The sequence below is a fragment of the Shewanella sp. 1180_01 genome, from assembly GCF_052850535.1.
Genome location: NZ_VXCT01000025.1, coordinates 26435 through 43565, shown reverse-complemented (window position 1 = coordinate 43565; position 17131 = coordinate 26435). Strand labels below are relative to the sequence as shown.

The window sequence follows — 17131 nt, the reverse complement described above, 5'->3', positions numbered from 1 at the left end:
ACGTAATGACCAAACCCATAGTACTCAGCGGTGCACAGCCGTCCGGCGAATTAACCATAGGTAACTACATGGGTGCATTGCGTCAATGGGTTGCGATGCAAGATAGCCACGACTGCCTCTATTGTGTGGTCGACTTGCATGCCATTACCGTGCGTCAAGATCCTAAAGCGTTGCGCGAAGCCTGTTTAGACACCTTAGCCCTGTATTTGGCCTGTGGCGTCGATCCTAAAAAGAGCACAGTGTTTATCCAGTCACAGGTGCCACAACACACGCAATTGGGTTGGGCATTAAACTGCTACACCCAAATGGGCGAGTTGAGCCGCATGACGCAGTTTAAAGATAAGTCACAAAAGCATGCTAACAACATCAACGTGGGTCTGTTTGGTTACCCAGTGCTGATGGCGGCGGATATTCTGATTTATCAAGCGAACGAAATCCCAGTTGGTCAAGATCAGAAGCAACACCTTGAGTTAACGCGTGATATCGCGACTCGCTTCAACAATGCCTACGGCAATACTTTCACCATTCCTGAGCCGTTTATTCCTGAACATGGCGCAAAAGTGATGTCGTTGCAGGAGCCGTTGAAGAAGATGTCTAAGTCAGACGAAAACCGTAATAACGTCATCGGCCTGCTTGAAGATCCAAAAGCCGTGCTGAAGAAGCTGAAAAAAGCCATGACAGACAGTGATGAGCCGCCAGTCGTGCGTTTCGATATGGACAATAAGCCAGGCGTTTCTAACCTGCTGAGTTTAATGTCGGGTGTGACGGGACAAAGCATCGCAAGCCTAGAAGCCGAGTTTGAAGGCAAGATGTATGGCCATTTGAAAGGGGCAGCAGGCGAAGCGGTTGTGAGTATGTTAGCGCCGCTGCAAGAGCGTTACCGCACGATTCGTGCCGACCGTGCTTACTTAGACCAAGTAATGAAAGCTGGCGCTGAAAGTGCGCAGGCGCGCGCCGAAGTGACATTGAAGAAAGTGTACGAGAAGATTGGTTTGTTAGTGTAATCAATCGGTATCGATAAATTAAGCCGACGTCAGCGTCGGCTTTTTTGTGTCTGTATGTTCACCTTAGGCCTGTGATTTTAGCCAAGAGGAGAAGGCAGCAATCGCAGGCTCAGATAAGCGGCGCTGTTTACAAAAGAAAGTAAATTCAAATCCGGTATGCACATCGGGAAGATTCAAAGCGACTAAACGCCCCGTGGTGATATCGCCAGCCACCATAAAGTCCGGCGCTAGGGCTAAGCCTTGGCCTGCAATCGCCGCCTCAATTGCCATCACAATATGACTAAACACATGCTGTTGTTCGTTATCGAGTGGGATCTGGTGTGCCGATGACCACTTGTGCCAGTCGAGTCCGAGTGGGCCTTCATCGACAACCAGCAGGGCTTGTTGCTGGAAATTGCTCAGGCTAATGTCGCGCCATTTAAGGTAGAAATTTGGGCTGCATACTGGGATTAACCGCTCTTTATGCAGTAACTGTTGCCAGTATCCGCGTTGATTCAGTTTACCGGCGATGAAGATATCCGCCGTGCTAGTGCTGAGATCAGGATCTTGGGTGATCATCTCGAGGCGGATTTTCACGCTCGGATATTGGCGGCGAAAATCGGTGAGTCTGGGGATCAACCATTTCACCGAGAAGGAACTGTAAACAGCTAAGCACAGCTGCTGATTGGGCGTGTCGCGAACCTTCAAATTAAGATCACTTAACTCGTTGAATATCCGCTCTAACTCTAGAAATAGTCCGTGTCCTTTTGGGGTTAACTGCAGTTTACGCCCCTGACGGTCGAACAGTTGCTCGCCAAAATACTCTTCTAATACTCGCACTTGGTGAGAAACCGCACTTTGGGTGATGCACAGTTCATCGGCCGCCTTAGAAAAATGCTGTTGTCTGGCGGCGGCTTCGAACACTTGCAGAGCGCGTAATGGTGGGAGCTTTCTCATTATTTTCAATATCTAAAGGCTTTAGTATGAATCTAATTCATCTAGCATGAGAAAGCATCATTTCAGCTTAAGTTTTGCGAGGATTATCATGCCGCCATTGAGATTTATGGATGTTAAAAAATGCAACGTTCAGTTGTTATCGGTTTGATTTTATTGATAGTAGGTAATCTATTCAGTGCCTTCTATGATGTGTCGATCAAGTGGTTGCCGGACGATGCAAATGCCTCGACTTTCCTCCTTGTCAGGCAAATCTCCTCAGTCTTTATGCTGTTGCCAGTGTGGCTGTATTCACAGCGGCCAATGACAACACATATTTCAGTTCACCTTTGGCGTGCCAACATAGGCTCAGTTGGCGCGCTTTTTTTAATTATTGGCTTGATGGCATTGCCACTCGCGACGGTTAGCTCGTTGTTTTATTCGGCGCCTTTGATGATCATCTTGATGGGGTATTTTTTCCTGAGAGAGCGGATCACAGCCGCCCAGACCATCTGCACAGGCTTAGGTTTTGTCGGTATTTTGATTATCCTGCGACCGAGTGAAATGAACTGGTATGGCATTGCTGTGCTATTTTCGGCTTTTACCTTTGCGGTGAATCAGTTAGCGCTGAAAAAAGTGCCCCATGCTGAACATCCCGTATTAACGCTGATGTTGTATAACTTGCTGGGTATTCCTGCGACGTTAGTAATTGCGGCGTTTCAGGGCATCGAAGGTTTGAGTTGGGAGCTGGTGGGCGTGGCATTGCTGAGCAATGCATTTTTACTTGTGTATCATTGGTTTTGCGTGCTGGCCTACCGTAAAGCACAGGCGAGCGATATCGCGATTGCGGAATATAGTGGCTTGTTATTTATTGTCTTTTTAGGCTGGTTATTATTCGATGAATGGTTGGATAATTTAAGCTGGCTTGGCGCCGCTTTGATTGTGTTGCCTTCGTTGTTTTTACCTTGGCTAGGGTCGTTGTTATCAAAATCGACACCTAAGATAGCGGATACGCTAGCGGGGAAATAACGCTGAGCGTTTAAGCCTAAGTGTACGAGTTGACTCGCGACTTAGGCTTAACTTCCACTACGCTCAAATTACAACCTGCTCAAATTGTAAAATCACTCTGTATATTCAAATACTCTTACCACTTTACGCACGCCTGCTGTATTGCGGGCGATATCAACGGCTAAGTCTGCTTGCGAGCGATGGATAACGCCAAGCAAGAAGACTTCACCATTTTCAGTGATGACTTTAATGCGAGTCATATCCAAATCTTTCTCGTTTAGCATGCGGCCCTTCACTTTAGTGGTGATCCAAGTGTCGTTGCTGCGTGTGGTGAAAGAAGTTGGGTTGCCAATGCGGATCTGATTGTGGATCTTGCCGCCTAGCTTAAGATCTTGTACGACCTTGATGGCTTTATCCCTTAACGTAGAGTTAGGGGCTTGGCCTATCATAAGCACATTGCCATTGACGGACACACCAGTGATATTAGTTTGTTTTTTAAGATCTTCTTGCTCTAGTAGCGCGCTAGTGATCCTAAAATCGGTATTAGTATCATCAATCTGTGTCTTAACAGTGCGCTCATCGTTGGCCATCATAGCGCCACTCACTGCGCCCACCATAACGGCACCGGCGCAGCCTTGTAGCAGCAAGCAAACCATTAACAGCGGGGCAGCGTGTCTCATTGCTGCTCGTCCTGCGGGAAGAGTGTGCGGTCAATGTTGTCACACAGGCAGTGGATCACCAGTAAGTGCACTTCTTGAATACGTGCGGTGACGTTTGAAGGCACGCGGATTTCCACATCGCCCACGCTCAGCAGGCCTGCCATAGCGCCGCCATCTTTACCTGTTAGTGCAACGATAGTCATGTCACGGCTTAATGCGGCTTCCATGGCTTTAATCACGTTACCTGAGTTACCGCTGGTGGAGATTGCCAGCAGAATGTCGCCCGGTTGACCTAAGGCAAAAATCTGTTTTGAGAAAATCTCATCATAGCTATAGTCGTTGGCGATAGCTGTGATGGTTGAAGTGTCAGTAGACAGGGCGATGGCCGGTAAGGGTGGACGTTCAATCTCGTAGCGGTTTAGCAATTCAGCTGAGAAATGTTGTGCATCGCCAGCACTGCCGCCGTTACCGCAAGCAAGGATTTTATTGCCACCCAAAAGACAGTGCACCATCATCTCGGCCGCTTTGGCGATTGATTCTGGCAGTGCTTCGGCTGCATCGATTTTTGTCTGGATAGATTCAGTAAAGCTGTCTTTAATGCGTTCTAACATGGATAAATCCTTTCAGGATAAAGTGTTGCTATCATGCCATATTTCCACAAGCGTGTTGAGGCACAGACGTTAAAAATAATTTGTGTTGCTAATCTCGCACTATTGGCGCTTAAAAGGCATCGACGAGCCAATGAATTTGATCGGCTTCCATGGCGATGACATCGAAACGACAGGGCACATCGAGCCGATTGAGTTGCAAATAATGGTTGGCCGCTTTGCGAATCCGCGTGATTTGCGCAGCGCTTAAAGCCTGTAATGCGCCGCCATATTGGGTTGCCGAGCGATACTTCACTTCAACAAATACCCAATAGCTTTTATGGCGCATGATCAAATCAATTTCCCCAAACGGATAGCGGACATTACGTTCGACAAAAGTTAACCCTTGCTGTTCAAGGTAACGTTGTGCGTGCGCTTCTGCCTGCTGTCCGAGTGTCATAGCTGGCGGAAGCTGCCTCTTTGGTAACGTCCCCAGCTTAATTGGCGGTTTACTATGCCATCTGGACTAACCGATAAAGCGCCGCTGCGGCCATTGAATTGGTAACCCGTAAATGAGCGCATTTGTGCTAAACGGCCGATCAAGTCCATCGCATCATAACCCATAACAAACAAACGTTTCTGACTGTTATTCCAGCCCGAAAATAGTGTGTTAACCATTAGGTTTTCTTCGCCGTTTTGCATCAGCCAAGGGGCATCACTGAGGGTGAGGTTATTTAAATCCTGCGCCGTTTGTGTGCTTTCGTTCTCAACTCGGCTGCGGCTTGAGGTATACAAGGGAACTGGTTGAGTGAACACGCTGAAGTTAACATCGATAAAGGCCTTGAGCAGAGTCAGATCCTGCGGCGTTGAAATCATATAAATGGCATCAATATCTTGGCGTGAGCGGAAGTCAGCCTGCACTGAGTTACCCAGCAGTTCCTTGATGCGTGCGATACGGGCTTGGCTATCACGCACGCCAAGGGCATCTTGCACTGTGGTTTTCATTTTGTCGCCGCCATCGTAGTAATAGACTTCGACGACGTTATCGCTCTTCTTTTTCCACGCTTGAATAAAGCTCTCGGCCATACGTTTGCCAAGGGCATCATTGCTGGCGAGCAGCAATGGCATAGTGACGCCATCTTGATATAAATGCTCGGCGGCATCGGCTGCTTCTTGGGCTGGTGACAATGCAAAGTAGAATTTGTTTGGATCGGGTGTGAATTTATCCACTTGATTCAAAAAGAGTTGTGGTACAGGCGCAGCTGCAACTGTATTAGCTGTTTTTTCTGGGTTAGCCGCATTGGTCAGCGCATTAGTGGTGGCAGTATTTGCTGCATTCATCACTTGTATTTGTTCGATTTCAGTCGGCAGTAATGGGCCAATAATAAACTCGGCTCCTGCTGTCAGTGCCTGTTGATAGGCACTCGCCGCATCGTTGGCCGTGTCGTAAAAATTCACTGCGACTTGATCGTTTTGCTTTGCCATATAGCTAGCTAATATACCTTGGCGAATCGCATTGGCGGCGTTCGCTCTTGGCCCCGTCAGCGGCAACAGCACGGCAATATTTTTCGGCGTAAATGGTTTAGCGTTTAAGGCTCTATCCAAATCGGCGGGCAGTTTGGCTGCAGCTGGGTGATAAGGATTTTGTTTCTGCCATTCACCTAAGTAGCGCACTAACTGGGTGGGATCGACGGCATAATGCTTAGCGATATAAGCCAGTTGTAACCAGCCCGCAAACACTGGAGTCTTAGCATCTTGGGTAAACGTCTTTATGGTTTGTTCGTGCATCGGCTGCAGCACTTGCCAAATGGTGTTATTCACTTCGTTGGCTTGGGCGGGTGGCAAGTAAGTTGTCAGCAAACTCAACTCGCGCACTTGTTCAATTGGCTGTTTATTCAATTGATATAAATGCGCTTTGAATTGGTGATAGGCCGTCATTTGCCAGCTTGGCAGGCTCCAACTACTTGGATAATTTAAGGTTTTAAGGGCATCACTGTAGGTGGACGTATGTTCAAGTACACGTGCAGTTAAATATTTATGTTCGGCCAGTAATGTAGGGCTCTGAGTTAAGCTCGGCTGTATCGATTTAAGTAGCTTCTGCGCCGCCGCATAGTCATTGGCATTAATATAGGCATGGGCTGCTAGCAGCAGATAAGTATCGCGCTGCTGCGGGTCTTTGCTATTGGCCGCTTGCGCCAAATAGACATTTGCCGCCAAAGGTGCGGATGCTAATGAGGTAGCCACTGTGGCGGTTGTTCCAGTGGAATTGGGCGATGAAACACCACAACCCGCCAAGATTACCGATAAAATGGCCACGGAAACGAACTTAGTTGTATTCAGGCTTTTTAACACTGGGCTTCACTCTGGTAAGATGCGGCCTCTAGTTTAACCTTCTCTCGCGCTTGACGAAAGTCTTGGCACTGTCATTACAGAGGTATATATGGACCAAAGCGTCGCACTCTACATAGTTCCTACTCCCATAGGTAATTTGGGCGATATGAGCTCACGGGCAATAGAGGTGCTGAATCAGGTTTCATTGATCGCCTGTGAAGACACTCGCCACAGCGGTAAGTTATTGAGCCACTTTGGCATTACCACTAAAACCACGGCCTTGCATGACCACAACGAGCGTGCGCGTGCCCAGTGGATTGTGGATCAGCTTTCAGCGGGTCAGTCGATAGCATTAATTTCCGATGCGGGTACGCCGTTGATTTCCGATCCTGGCTACCACTTAGTCTCACATGTGCGCCAATCTGGGTTTAATGTGATCCCATTGCCAGGCCCTTGCGCGGCGATTACCGCCTTAAGCGCCTCGGGTTTGCCATCGGACCGTTTTACTTTTGAAGGATTTCTGCCCTCTAAAGAAAAAGCCCGCGCCGATAAGTTATTGGCACTGAAAGAAGATCCGCGCACGCTGATTTTTTACGAATCACCCCACCGCATCGAGCATAGCTTAACGACTATGGTCGAAGTGCTGGGCGGTGATCGCCATGTGGTGATGGCGCGCGAAGTGACGAAAACCTTCGAAACCTTTTTATCTGGCCCAGTTTCAGAAGTGCTCGCTAAAGTGAGTACTGACCCTAATCAGCAGAAGGGTGAAATCGTTCTTATGGTGCATGGCTACCATTTGAGTGATGACGAAGCGATTCCCACGGTCGCCATCAACACGCTCAAACTCTTATGTGAAGAATTGCCATTGAAGAAAGCCGCTGCAATTGCCGCGCAAATTCATGGACTTAAAAAGAATGCCTTGTATAAATACGGCCTAGAGTCTGATTTATAAGCGCTAAAACGGCCGCGAGCGGATTATCTGTGGTGCATCAGGGTGGCTTAGGCTATAATCCGCGCCGAGTTGGCCAGACAGTCGCCGCGTTCGCAAGAACGGGGAGGAAAGTCCGGGCTCCAAAGAGCGGGGTGCCAGGTAACGCCTGGGCGGTGTGAACCGACGACAAGTGCAACAGAGAGTAGACCGCCTGCCTGATTTATCAGGTCGGTAAGGGTGAAAGGGTGCGGTAAGAGCGCACCGTGCGGCTAGCAATAGTTCGTAGCAAGGTAAACTCCACCCGGAGCAAGACCAAATAGGGTTCCGTATGGCGTGGCTCGCGTTGGAACCGGGTAGGTCGCTTGAGCCTGTGAGCGATTGCAGGCCTAGATGAATGACTGTCCAAGACAGGACCCGGCTTATCGGCCAACTCACCTCATTCAATAAAAAGCCCGTTTGTCGTAATGACAAACGGGCTTTTTGTTTTTTAACTGTTGCAGTTTTAAGTGACCGTTACTTTTTAAATTATTAAAAATCAAAGTATTGAATTCCCCGTCCGTATCCAATCTATATCCTATTTAGTTGTCTGTTCTGTCGCTCTCTTTATCATCCTTCGCTGCAGGTAAAAATTACCCTATGTAGGTAACATCTACCGTTAACTGAGGGCATGGATATAAAGTATTTAAATCTAAGTATTTGTTTTTGTTTGCTTATATCAATTGGCTTAGCCGTTGCATTAGTTTATATGCAAAGTGCAGCATTTTGTTGCATTGCACTCGGTTCATCAAGGAGTCTGCTAATGGCCAGTTCAAAAAGTGTAACAGAACAAACTAACAGTAAAGATAATGGCGCGTTAAATTCGCCAACCACAGCGAAAGCCAGCGAAGTGACGCATCATGCCGTTGACGCTGTGGCAGAGAAAGCCGCTGTTGCAGAGGATACTTTGCGTAAAACCGCCGCCAGCTCGCAGGAAACGATGGCGCACAAGCAAGAGGAAATCAAACAGCAACTGCAAAGCTCTTACAGTAAAACCCGTGAGCTGGCAGCGCAAAATCCTCTGGCTACAGCCGGGATAGCGTTTGCTGCTGGTGTAGTGTTGACGGCTTTGTTACGCCGTCGCTAAGGTGGGGTTATGCAAAACCGTGCACAGTCAGAGGCGCCAGAGCAAAGACCAGTCCAGCATGCTGAACTCACTGGGCAGCCTGCATCCGCTGCCCAGAATAAGGTGGTTGATCAGGCCATTGAGCAATTGGCTGAAATAGCGGCACTGAGCAGCTCGGTGAAGCAGGCCTATATCAATCAGTTAAATCTGGCAGGAAAAATAGCAACGGCAGAGTGGCAGCTAACGGGTCGCAGCTTGATTATTGCTGCGGCTTTGGTTGTCTGTTTTGGGACGGGTATTACCCTATTCTGGGGCAGTATCTTGTTGTTGCTGGGTTATTTGCTGTTTCAACTGAGCGGCTCGCTGTTGATTACCGCGAGCGCGTTAGTGGTATTGCAGTTTGTGTTATTGATTTGGTGTTGGCGTAGTCTGAGCTATGTGCTGTCGCAAGCGGGTTTTTCAAAGACTTGGCAGCAGTTACGGCTGTTGTTTTCTACTCAAAAATCAGCCAACAAACAACAGGAAGATCAACAATGCTAGTGCAACAGTTACTGAAAAAACAGCAATTGAAGCTCACTGTGCTCACCGAACAAGGTCAGCTGCAGCATGAGTTATTGCAGGTGAGGAAACAACAACTAGCGCAAAGCGGTCGTGCTTTTATCGGTTCGACCCCCGGCCTTATTGTCAGTTTTAGCTTGGGTTGTCTGTTTCAAATGCGCCACAACAGCACAGTAAAACTGTTGCGTAGTACCTTCGGTCTGCGTTGGATGACCAAACTCTAACTGCCCAGTTATTCTCTGGACGGTTAGCGTTTGCTTTTGTAGGGCTAACCGGTATGACTTTGTAGATCAACATCTTATCTATGCGCTTCAACTCAGCACACTACCTTATTCGCAATTCGTAAATCAGCTGCTAAAAACTGCGTTTTACTAGGAATCGCCATTCCCAACTGTTCACTGACTCGCCGCCCGTGTAAGGAATCGAAAAATCGATATGGGCGACGTTGCCATAGCTGGAGCGAGAGGAATAAATCCGCGCGCCTATGCCTATGCTGCCCAGTGGACCGCTGACTTCGTTATTCTCGGCGAGTTGTCCGCCGGAAGCTTGACCCAAATCAGTAAAGACGGCCCAGCCCAATTCAGCCAATTGGTATAAGTTGATGTTGGGGTAATTACGTATCTCGGCGGTCAATAACCACTGATTGTCCCCTTGTTGGTATTCGTTTGGATAACCGCGCACGCCAGTTTCATCTCCCAGCCCTTTGGTCAGATCCAGATAAGTGTTCTGTGAAAGGCTGGCCCATGCTTTGCCGTAGGCTGTCCACTTAGGATTGATTTGATAGAAGTACTCGGCTTGGACATCGACCTTGTAAGTGTCTTTTTGGGTTGTACCGATTGTGCTAGTGCCGCCCATTTCTAACAGCCACAGTTGGTCGTCGAACTTATAGCCGCCAGTACTTTGCCAATTGACGTGGTAGCCGACAGGATTGTTATCGCCTATGTCATTGGTTTCTATGCCGAGTTGCACATAGTGATGCCAGCCTAAGTTAAAGTCTTCGTTGTTGGTGATCAGGTGAACGTTATTCAGTACATGGAAATCATCTTGGATAAACTCGTAAGCGACCCAAGGGTACATAAAGTCCCTATCTTGAGGCAGCATCGAATTGGGGTAGAGATCTGAATTGGCAAACTCGTGTTTGTCTTGGGTAACACCGGTAATAAAGCGAGAAAGATGCTCACTGTTCTTATTAATTAACCAGCCATATTGCAGATTAAGGTAGTCGACTGTGTGTTCGAATTCATTTATCTCTTGCCCATTTTGCCTAAGGGTATCAATACGGTTTTCGTCTAAAAACTCCGCCGAATACATGGTATTGGTATCGAGAGAATAGAAAGGCTTACTGACATAAACGTGCTTAGCTTCGCCGTCGCTATTGTCGTAAAACTCGGCGGCAACCGTGCCGTGCTCGATAATGCTCAGCGGAGCTTCGAACGCAAATTTGTAGCCATTACGGGATTCGTTGGACTGGTACTTGAGTCGAGTGCGGATACCTGTTCCGAGTAAGTTGTCTTCTTTAACACCAAAAGAATAACGAGTGTCGCCACCTGAACTACTCAGGCTCGCAGTGGGCAATAATGACCAGTTATCCCAGGTTTCGACGACAACGGACTCAACTGTGGGATCGGTATCGGCGAGGGGATCTTTTTCGGCGACATAAATTTTGGCGTCGCGGATATAGGGCACAGCCCGTAATAGCCGTTGCGATTCGTCGAGGTCTTTCTGGGCGACAGTATCATTTTCGCCGAAGGTCAGTTTATCGAGCACCACATATTCTTTGGTGTTGATGTGTAAAGCGTTCGCCCAGCGGTGGATGAAAAAAGCATCGGGATCGGATTCATCAAAAATAGGATTGTTAACTACGACGATCTTGCTGACTTTTTTAGTTTCTTGAGCCTTTGTTGCCGGATCGGCGAGCTTAGCGTCTTCTGCTTGGGCAGCACTGATTAGGCTGCCAACACAACAAGGTAGGATGCATGCATACTGAATGAATTTCTGCATAAAAGGCCACTCCCATGAAATTGACGACTGCAGCGAAAACAATTTCACTCTGCAATTCACAATTTAATAACACATGGAAAGCGGGTGTTAGTCAAGAAAACATTTTAATAAGTTTCTGATTTTACTTAAGGTTAACTTAAGGTGACGGCTGGGCGCGGGCTCCAGCCGAATTCACAATTGTTACAATGTTCGCCTTGGCGGGACGGCGACGTTGGCAAAAATCAATCCTGCGATCAGCGACATAAAAATTAAAAAGATTTGTGAGCCAATATGGGACTGATTGAGCATGGTCTCACCTGAGATTAAGGCATTGAGTCCTATATAGGTTTTACTGCCGGGCACTAAGATCACTATGCCTTGCAACAGGGCGATGGAGGCGGGAGCTTTCATCCAGCGGGCGAAGAGGTTGGAGTAAATCCCTACGGCCAAGGCGCCAAAGAATATGCCTACCGAATCACCAAAATAATGTCCGCCGAGCATGGCCGAGAAAAACGCCACAATTCCAGCTAATACGCCCCAAGGTGAATCTTGCATCCGTGCCTTGAAGATAAACACTAATGCCATAGATAAAATCGGCACCGCCGACCAAATTGCCCAGCGCGGCAACCCTTCTGGCTCGATATGAATCGCTTCGCCAAACACGGCTTTACCAATCGCCATGCCGAGCACTGCACCAAAGTACAGTTTAAACAATTGCATAATCGCATCCATGATGCGCGCCGTGCCGGAAATCAAATCCCGCGCGGCAAGTTCGGCTAGACCTAAGGTTAACGCTAAGCCGGGAATAAAAATAATGATCGAGGAGAGGATCACCACCGGGATATTAATGTTGGGATCGATACGCGCTATGCCGCAGGCGGCGATGGCGCAAAGAATGGTGGCGAAGGGTTCAAGCACTTCGGCCATGCGTGCCGAGCGTTCGGCGCGGTATACCAAGCCATAGACAAATAAGCCTAATAACCCCGACCAAAATACATCGTTCCAACCTGTGCCCATCAACATGGCAAAGGCGGCGGCAGAAGTACCAAAGGAAAAACAAGTTAACACTGGGCCATAGGGATTGGGTTTGTTGGCGATTTCTTCTAAGCGATCTAAGGCCTCGGCTAAAGTGCGCTTACCTGAAGTTAATTCATCGACTAATTCATCGGTGCGGGCGAGTGAACCTAAATCGAGTTCGCCGGGCTTCACCCGAGCGGCATGGTTATATTCTTGATCTGTATCGTGTTGTAAAACGAAGGTCATCGAAGTTGGCGAGATAAGGAAGTAGCCTTCGATACCTAAGGTGCGCGCAACGGTTTGTAAGTGGGTTTCTAGGCGATAAGCGGGTGTGCCAAACTTATGCAATGCCTTGCCTAGCTTTATGATAAATCTGCGTTTTTCGATAAACTCGTCGTTATCCAATCGGGGTCTTCACTGTATAAAAAGTTGTAGGGATTAACGCGCGCATATTAACCTATCTTGTCTATAAAAGGTTAACGGCTTTTAACCTTAATACAAATAAATTGCTGAATTTTTGCAGCTCGGGCTATAGTCAGCTTTTTGATAAGGGAAAATAGATATGTCTTTGATGGTAACGGGTCTTTACGCTAGCCTCACTGGGCTATTAATTGTCGCTTTAGCTTATCGAGTGGTGAAAGTCAGAAAAAGTCACAAGATTGGTCTAGGGGATGGCGGTAACAATGCGCTTGCCTTAGCGAATCGCGTCCATGTAAACCTGATCGAAAATGCGCCTATCGTATTGATTCTCATGCTGGTGGCCGAAGCCGGTGGCTTACCCGTATTTTATCTCCACTGCTTTGGAACTGTGTGGATAGTGGCGCGCCTGCTCCATGCTATCGGCTTAACCCAAGGCCAAGGCGGTTACCATTTTGGACGTTTCTGGGGCGTATTGCTCACTTGGCTAGTGATCATCAGTCTGGCATTGGTGAATTTGCTGCATTTTGCCCAAGGATTAGGAAAGGGTCTCTAGACGCTTGGGATTGGGCGGTTGATTCCGCCCTAAGCCATATCCATAGCGGATTTAGGGGTATTAGGCTTCAGGCTCAAATACCCCGAAAACGCCTTGATTGATGTTTTTTTAATCGCACTTATCCCTTGTTGCCTGCTATACTCCGCGTCCCTAAATTGGTGTAACTTATTTTCAGTGGCGCCTTTATTTGACATTACGTTTTCGGGTCATAATCGATGCAAGTTGAATCCACACTCTTTAGTCATCCCAAGTATTGGGCTACAGGCGACAGCACTGCGCCTTTCTTACCTATGTCTCGCAAGGAGATGGATAAGCTTGGCTGGGATAGCTGTGACATTATCATAGTCACAGGCGACGCTTATGTGGATCACCCAAGCTTTGGCATGGCAGTGATCGGCCGTATGTTAGAGGCCCAAGGTTACCGAGTCGGCATTATTTCCCAACCTGATTGGTCGAGCAAAGACGCCTTTATGCAATTGGGTCGTCCAAACCTGTTTTTTGGCGTCACCGCCGGCAACATGGATTCGATGATCAACCGTTACACCGCTGACCGTCGTTTACGTTCTGACGATGCTTATACCGCGGGCGATATTGGCGGTAAGCGCCCAGATCGCGCTGTGACTGTGTACACCCAGCGTTGTAAAGAAGCCTTTAAAGATGTGCCTGTGATCATTGGCGGTATTGAAGCCAGTTTACGCCGCATCGCCCATTACGATTATTGGTCGGACAAAGTGCGTCGCAGTGTGATTTTCGATGCCAAGGCCGACATTCTGATGTACGGCAACGCCGAGCGTCCTTTAGTTGAAGTGGCACGCCGCTTAGCTGCAGGTGAACCCATTAGCTCGCTGCACGATGTACGCGGCACTGCTGTTATCCGTAAAGAGCCGCTGCCCGAATGGCGCGGTATGGACTCGCGCAAGATTGACCAACTACACAAGATAGAGCCGTTGCCGAATCCTTACGGCGCCGATGATGTGGGTTGTGCTAACTTGTCTGGCCCGTCGGATGTGAAGATATTCGATAACGAAGCCCCTAAGCCAATTAGCGTTCAGCCGCCTAAACCTAAGCCATGGGATAAAACCTATGTGCTGCTGCCAGCGTTTGAAAAAGTCTCTGAAGACAAATATTTATATGCCCATGCTTCACGGATTTTGCACCAAGAGCAAAACCCAGGTTGTGCCCGTGCGTTATTCCAACCCCATGGCGATCGCGCCGTTTGGGTGAATCCGCCCGCATGGCCGCTTAATACCGATGAGATGGATGCAGTATTCGATTTGCCCTATCAGCGTATTCCTCATCCTATCTATGGCAAGGAAAAAATCCCTGCCTATGACATGATTAAGACGTCTATCAACATCATGCGTGGCTGCTTTGGTGGCTGTTCTTTCTGCTCGATTACCGAGCATGAAGGCCGAATCATTCAGAGCCGTTCACAAGAGTCGATTGTTAAAGAAATCAAAGATATTCAGGAAAAAGTGCCAGGCTTTACTGGGGTGATTTCCGATTTAGGCGGCCCAACTGCCAACATGTATCGTTTGGGCTGTACTAGCGAAAAGGCCGAAAAAACCTGTCGCCGTCTTTCTTGTGTATTCCCATCGATTTGCGGCCACTTAGGCACAGATCATAAACACACTATCGACTTGTACCGCGCAGCGCGTGCTGTACCTGGCATCAAGAAAGTATTGATCGCCTCTGGCGTGCGTTACGACTTGGCGATCGAAGATCCGGCTTATGTAAAAGAGTTAGTGCAGCACCATGTGGGCGGCTACTTAAAAATCGCCCCTGAGCATACCGAAGAAGGTCCGCTCAGCAAGATGATGAAACCCGGCATGGGCGCCTACGATAAGTTTAAAGAATTGTTCGATAAGTTTTCGAAGGAAGCGGGCAAAGAACAGTTCCTGATCCCTTACTTTATTTCGGCGCATCCAGGCACGACTGACGAAGACATGGTGAACTTAGCGCTGTGGTTGAAGGAACGTAAGTTCAAGCTCGACCAAGTGCAGAACTTCTATCCGTCACCGATGGCGAATGCGACCACGATTTATCATACCGAGTTAAACTCGCTGAAAAACGTCAAGCACACCAGTGAAGTGGTATCAGTGCCGAAGAAAGGGCGTCAACGTCGCTTGCATAAAGCATTACTGCGTTATCACGATCCTGCAGGTTGGCCATTAATCCGTGAAGGCTTAACCGCCATGGGGCGTGAAGACTTAATCGGTAATAGTCCGCATCAGTTAGTGCCGCCAGAAGGTCGAAATGAGCGCGGACCTAAGTGGATGAAAGATGCCAACCAAGGCCAAAAAGCCTTTACTCGCTTCTCGGGTAATCAGTTTGATGACCGCAAGGGCGATGGCAAATCTAAAGGTACGGCTAAAGGCGGCGCGCAAGCTCAAGTTGGTGCGGAATCAAAACCGGCCGCAAAAGGTGGAAAACCCGCAGCGAATGGCGCTAAGCCAGCGGGAAGTAAACCAAGTGGCTCTAAACCCAGCGGAGCCCATTCGAGCCGCCCTGGAGCGAAAGCGCCTTTCGGCCAGTCTGGTTTTAAGGCCAGCGGCTCTCAGGCTAAAGGTGGAAGTCCATCAAAAAGTGGTGGTAAACCTGCTGGTAAGTCCGCTCAGGGTCGCCAACAGGCTAAGTAATCACTTTTTTAGCCATCACAAATAATGTGCAAAGGCCGCGCCTGAAATAAGTTTGGAGCGGCCTAGCTAGCATGATCATCCCGCGATACTTTTCTTTTTATTCTCCTTTTTTACAATCCTTTTTGATTTCGCCACAATTTTGCCAGTATGTTTGCCTTAGCTCAGTCTGAAATAAGTTAATGTATATACGGGATAGCACTTGAGCTTTTTGTTATTAGCCCCTCATCATCTTTACCGATAAATGCTTACAATGAGCGGCGCCGCGATAAAAGAGTCCTAACTGGTATCGCAGGGCGAACTATTATAAAATCTCGTCTGATGCTTATGTCTACTATTTGTTTATATTCGATATTTTAGCTATACATCTCACCCATATCCGCGGCTTGTTAACTAACATTAGATACTATGAATAAAAAGCGTAGACCCACTCTTCAAGACGTTGCCGATCAAGTTGGGATCACCAAAATGACGGTGAGCCGCTATTTAAAAAATCCAACAAGAGTGGCGCAAAGTACTCAAGAAAAGATAGCTATCGCACTAGAAACCTTAGGTTATATTCCTAATCGCGCGCCGGAAATTTTGGCGCAAGCAACCAGCCGCGCCATTGGCGTGTTAGTGCCGTCGTTAACCAACCAAGTGTTTGCTGAAGTGCTGCGCGGTATCGAGAATGTGACTGGCAAACGCGGTTATCAAACCATGCTGGCTCACTACGGATATCAGGCCGAATTAGAAGAAGAGCGGGTGGCATCACTGCTTTCTTACAATATTGATGGCTTACTTTTATCCGAAAGTTACCACACGCCGCGTACCGTGCGAATGATTGAAACGGCGGGCATTCCGGTCATTGAAATGATGGATAGTGTGTCGCCTTCAATTCAACAGTGTGTGGGGTTCGATAACACAGCTGCCGCATACGAAATGGTTAAGGCCATGATTGCACAAGGCTATCGCCACATTGCTTACTTAGGCGCGCGCATGGATATTCGCACTCAGCTTAAGATGCGAGGCTACGAGTTAGCGATGCAGGAAGCCAAGCTCACACCTTTGGCGATGACCACCAATGAGGCCTCGTCGTTTTCCTTGGGTGCGTCGTTATTGCAGCAAACCTTAGCGAAATATCCCTATGTGGATAGCTTTTTCTGTACCAACGATGATTTAGCGGCGGGGGTGATATTTGAGTGCCAAAGACAAGGCATCAAGATCCCAGAACAAATAGGCGTTGCAGGGTTTCATGGCCATGATATAGGGCAATCCATGACGCCAAAATTGGCGAGCATTATTACCCCGAGAAAGGAGATCGGTCGAATTGCTGCCACTGAGCTATTAGATAGGTTAAATGGCAAAGAGATAGCAGAATCGGTTATCGATCTGGGCTATCGTATTGATTTAGGGGAAACATTGTAGACTTCCCCTCGATCTTTCGCTTAACG

The 17131-nt window shown here is 48.1% G+C and carries 16 protein-coding genes and 1 other RNA gene; 10 read left to right on the top strand and 7 right to left on the bottom strand.

The window, feature by feature from the left end; all coding sequences use genetic code 11:
• Positions 1-5 precede the first annotated feature (5 nt).
• Positions 6-1004: a tryptophan--tRNA ligase gene (gene trpS / locus FW758_RS13970; protein ID WP_446445702.1), complete on the top strand. Its 999-nt coding sequence runs from the start codon at positions 6-8 to the stop codon at positions 1002-1004.
• 63 nt (positions 1005-1067) lie between these two features.
• Here the strand turns inward: trpS and FW758_RS13965 are convergent, their stop codons facing one another.
• Positions 1068-1940: a LysR substrate-binding domain-containing protein gene (locus FW758_RS13965; protein ID WP_006083533.1), complete on the bottom strand. Its 873-nt coding sequence runs from the start codon at positions 1938-1940 to the stop codon at positions 1068-1070.
• A gap of 120 nt (positions 1941-2060) precedes the next feature.
• On the opposite strand from FW758_RS13965, the gene FW758_RS13960 reads away from it, so the two are divergent.
• Entirely contained in the window at positions 2061-2945 is an 885-nt protein-coding gene (locus FW758_RS13960) for a DMT family transporter (protein WP_446445701.1), read from the top strand.
• Between the two features lie 92 nt (positions 2946-3037).
• Here the strand turns inward: FW758_RS13960 and dolP are convergent, their stop codons facing one another.
• The 4 genes from dolP to FW758_RS13940 all read right to left on the bottom strand — a co-directional run bounded on the left by dolP (position 3038) and on the right by FW758_RS13940 (position 6522).
• Entirely contained in the window at positions 3038-3604 is a 567-nt protein-coding gene (gene dolP, locus FW758_RS13955) for a division/outer membrane stress-associated lipid-binding lipoprotein (RefSeq protein WP_006083531.1), read from the bottom strand.
• Positions 3601-4194 carry a phosphoheptose isomerase gene (locus FW758_RS13950; protein WP_006083530.1) on the bottom strand — a complete coding sequence of 198 codons (594 nt, stop codon included), beginning with the start codon at positions 4192-4194 and terminating at the stop codon, positions 3601-3603. Before FW758_RS13950 ends, dolP begins: the two co-directional genes overlap by 4 nt.
• A gap of 109 nt (positions 4195-4303) precedes the next feature.
• A complete protein-coding gene (locus FW758_RS13945; RefSeq protein WP_347098250.1) occupies positions 4304-4630 on the bottom strand; it encodes a YraN family protein in 327 nt (108 codons plus the stop codon).
• On the bottom strand, positions 4627-6522 hold the full coding sequence (locus tag FW758_RS13940) for a penicillin-binding protein activator (RefSeq protein ID WP_446445700.1): 1896 nt from the start codon (positions 6520-6522) through the stop codon (positions 4627-4629). Before FW758_RS13940 ends, FW758_RS13945 begins: the two co-directional genes overlap by 4 nt.
• 88 nt (positions 6523-6610) lie before the next feature.
• Here FW758_RS13940 and rsmI point away from each other — a divergent pair, with 88 nt between their 5' ends.
• The 5 genes from rsmI to FW758_RS13915 all read left to right on the top strand — a co-directional run bounded on the left by rsmI (position 6611) and on the right by FW758_RS13915 (position 9316).
• Positions 6611-7453: a 16S rRNA (cytidine(1402)-2'-O)-methyltransferase gene (gene rsmI, locus FW758_RS13935; protein WP_446445699.1), complete on the top strand. Its 843-nt coding sequence runs from the start codon at positions 6611-6613 to the stop codon at positions 7451-7453.
• A 65-nt stretch (positions 7454-7518) separates the two neighbouring features.
• Positions 7519-7870: RNase P RNA component class A (rnpB, locus tag FW758_RS13930), an RNA gene on the top strand.
• A 361-nt stretch (positions 7871-8231) separates the two neighbouring features.
• Positions 8232-8555, top strand: a complete 324-nt coding sequence (locus FW758_RS13925; RefSeq protein WP_012090475.1) for a DUF883 C-terminal domain-containing protein — start codon at positions 8232-8234, stop codon at positions 8553-8555.
• A gap of 9 nt (positions 8556-8564) precedes the next feature.
• The gene (locus tag FW758_RS13920) at positions 8565-9074 is read left to right on the top strand and encodes a hypothetical protein (protein ID WP_446445698.1); all 510 of its coding nucleotides are present in this window, start codon (positions 8565-8567) and stop codon (positions 9072-9074) included.
• Entirely contained in the window at positions 9068-9316 is a 249-nt protein-coding gene (locus FW758_RS13915; RefSeq protein ID WP_011848121.1) for a hypothetical protein, read from the top strand. Before FW758_RS13920 ends, FW758_RS13915 begins: the two co-directional genes overlap by 7 nt.
• Before the next feature lie 130 nt (positions 9317-9446).
• Here the strand turns inward: FW758_RS13915 and FW758_RS13910 are convergent, their stop codons facing one another.
• The gene (locus tag FW758_RS13910; RefSeq protein WP_446445697.1) at positions 9447-11093 is read right to left on the bottom strand and encodes a hypothetical protein; all 1647 of its coding nucleotides are present in this window, start codon (positions 11091-11093) and stop codon (positions 9447-9449) included.
• A 180-nt stretch (positions 11094-11273) separates the two neighbouring features.
• Positions 11274-12494, bottom strand: coding sequence for a threonine/serine ThrE exporter family protein (locus FW758_RS13905; protein WP_006083522.1), 1221 nt, complete (start codon positions 12492-12494; stop codon positions 11274-11276).
• 157 nt (positions 12495-12651) lie between these two features.
• On the opposite strand from FW758_RS13905, the gene FW758_RS13900 reads away from it, so the two are divergent.
• The 3 genes from FW758_RS13900 (at position 12652) to gntR (ending at position 17105) form a co-directional block, all read left to right on the top strand.
• Entirely contained in the window at positions 12652-13062 is a 411-nt protein-coding gene (locus FW758_RS13900) for an MAPEG family protein (protein ID WP_006084485.1), read from the top strand.
• A 215-nt stretch (positions 13063-13277) separates the two neighbouring features.
• On the top strand, positions 13278-15701 hold the full coding sequence (locus FW758_RS13895) for a YgiQ family radical SAM protein (RefSeq protein ID WP_446445696.1): 2424 nt from the start codon (positions 13278-13280) through the stop codon (positions 15699-15701).
• A 405-nt stretch (positions 15702-16106) separates the two neighbouring features.
• Positions 16107-17105, top strand: a complete 999-nt coding sequence (gene gntR, locus FW758_RS13890) for a gluconate operon transcriptional repressor GntR (protein ID WP_012197748.1) — start codon at positions 16107-16109, stop codon at positions 17103-17105.
• Positions 17106-17131 lie beyond the last annotated feature (26 nt).

Coding starts and splice junctions, on each gene's coding strand:
- trpS (WP_446445702.1), top strand. CDS start 6: ATGACCAAACCCATAGTACTCAGCGGTGCACAGCCGTCCGGCGAATTA.
- FW758_RS13965 (WP_006083533.1), bottom strand. CDS start 1,940: ATGAGAAAGCTCCCACCATTACGCGCTCTGCAAGTGTTCGAAGCCGCC.
- FW758_RS13960 (WP_446445701.1), top strand. CDS start 2,061: ATGCAACGTTCAGTTGTTATCGGTTTGATTTTATTGATAGTAGGTAAT.
- dolP (WP_006083531.1), bottom strand. CDS start 3,604: ATGAGACACGCTGCCCCGCTGTTAATGGTTTGCTTGCTGCTACAAGGC.
- FW758_RS13950 (WP_006083530.1), bottom strand. CDS start 4,194: ATGTTAGAACGCATTAAAGACAGCTTTACTGAATCTATCCAGACAAAA.
- FW758_RS13945 (WP_347098250.1), bottom strand. CDS start 4,630: ATGACACTCGGACAGCAGGCAGAAGCGCACGCACAACGTTACCTTGAA.
- rsmI (WP_446445699.1), top strand. CDS start 6,611: ATGGACCAAAGCGTCGCACTCTACATAGTTCCTACTCCCATAGGTAAT.
- FW758_RS13925 (WP_012090475.1), top strand. CDS start 8,232: ATGGCCAGTTCAAAAAGTGTAACAGAACAAACTAACAGTAAAGATAAT.
- FW758_RS13920 (WP_446445698.1), top strand. CDS start 8,565: ATGCAAAACCGTGCACAGTCAGAGGCGCCAGAGCAAAGACCAGTCCAG.
- FW758_RS13915 (WP_011848121.1), top strand. CDS start 9,068: ATGCTAGTGCAACAGTTACTGAAAAAACAGCAATTGAAGCTCACTGTG.
- FW758_RS13910 (WP_446445697.1), bottom strand. CDS start 11,093: ATGCAGAAATTCATTCAGTATGCATGCATCCTACCTTGTTGTGTTGGC.
- FW758_RS13900 (WP_006084485.1), top strand. CDS start 12,652: ATGTCTTTGATGGTAACGGGTCTTTACGCTAGCCTCACTGGGCTATTA.
- FW758_RS13895 (WP_446445696.1), top strand. CDS start 13,278: ATGCAAGTTGAATCCACACTCTTTAGTCATCCCAAGTATTGGGCTACA.
- gntR (WP_012197748.1), top strand. CDS start 16,107: ATGAATAAAAAGCGTAGACCCACTCTTCAAGACGTTGCCGATCAAGTT.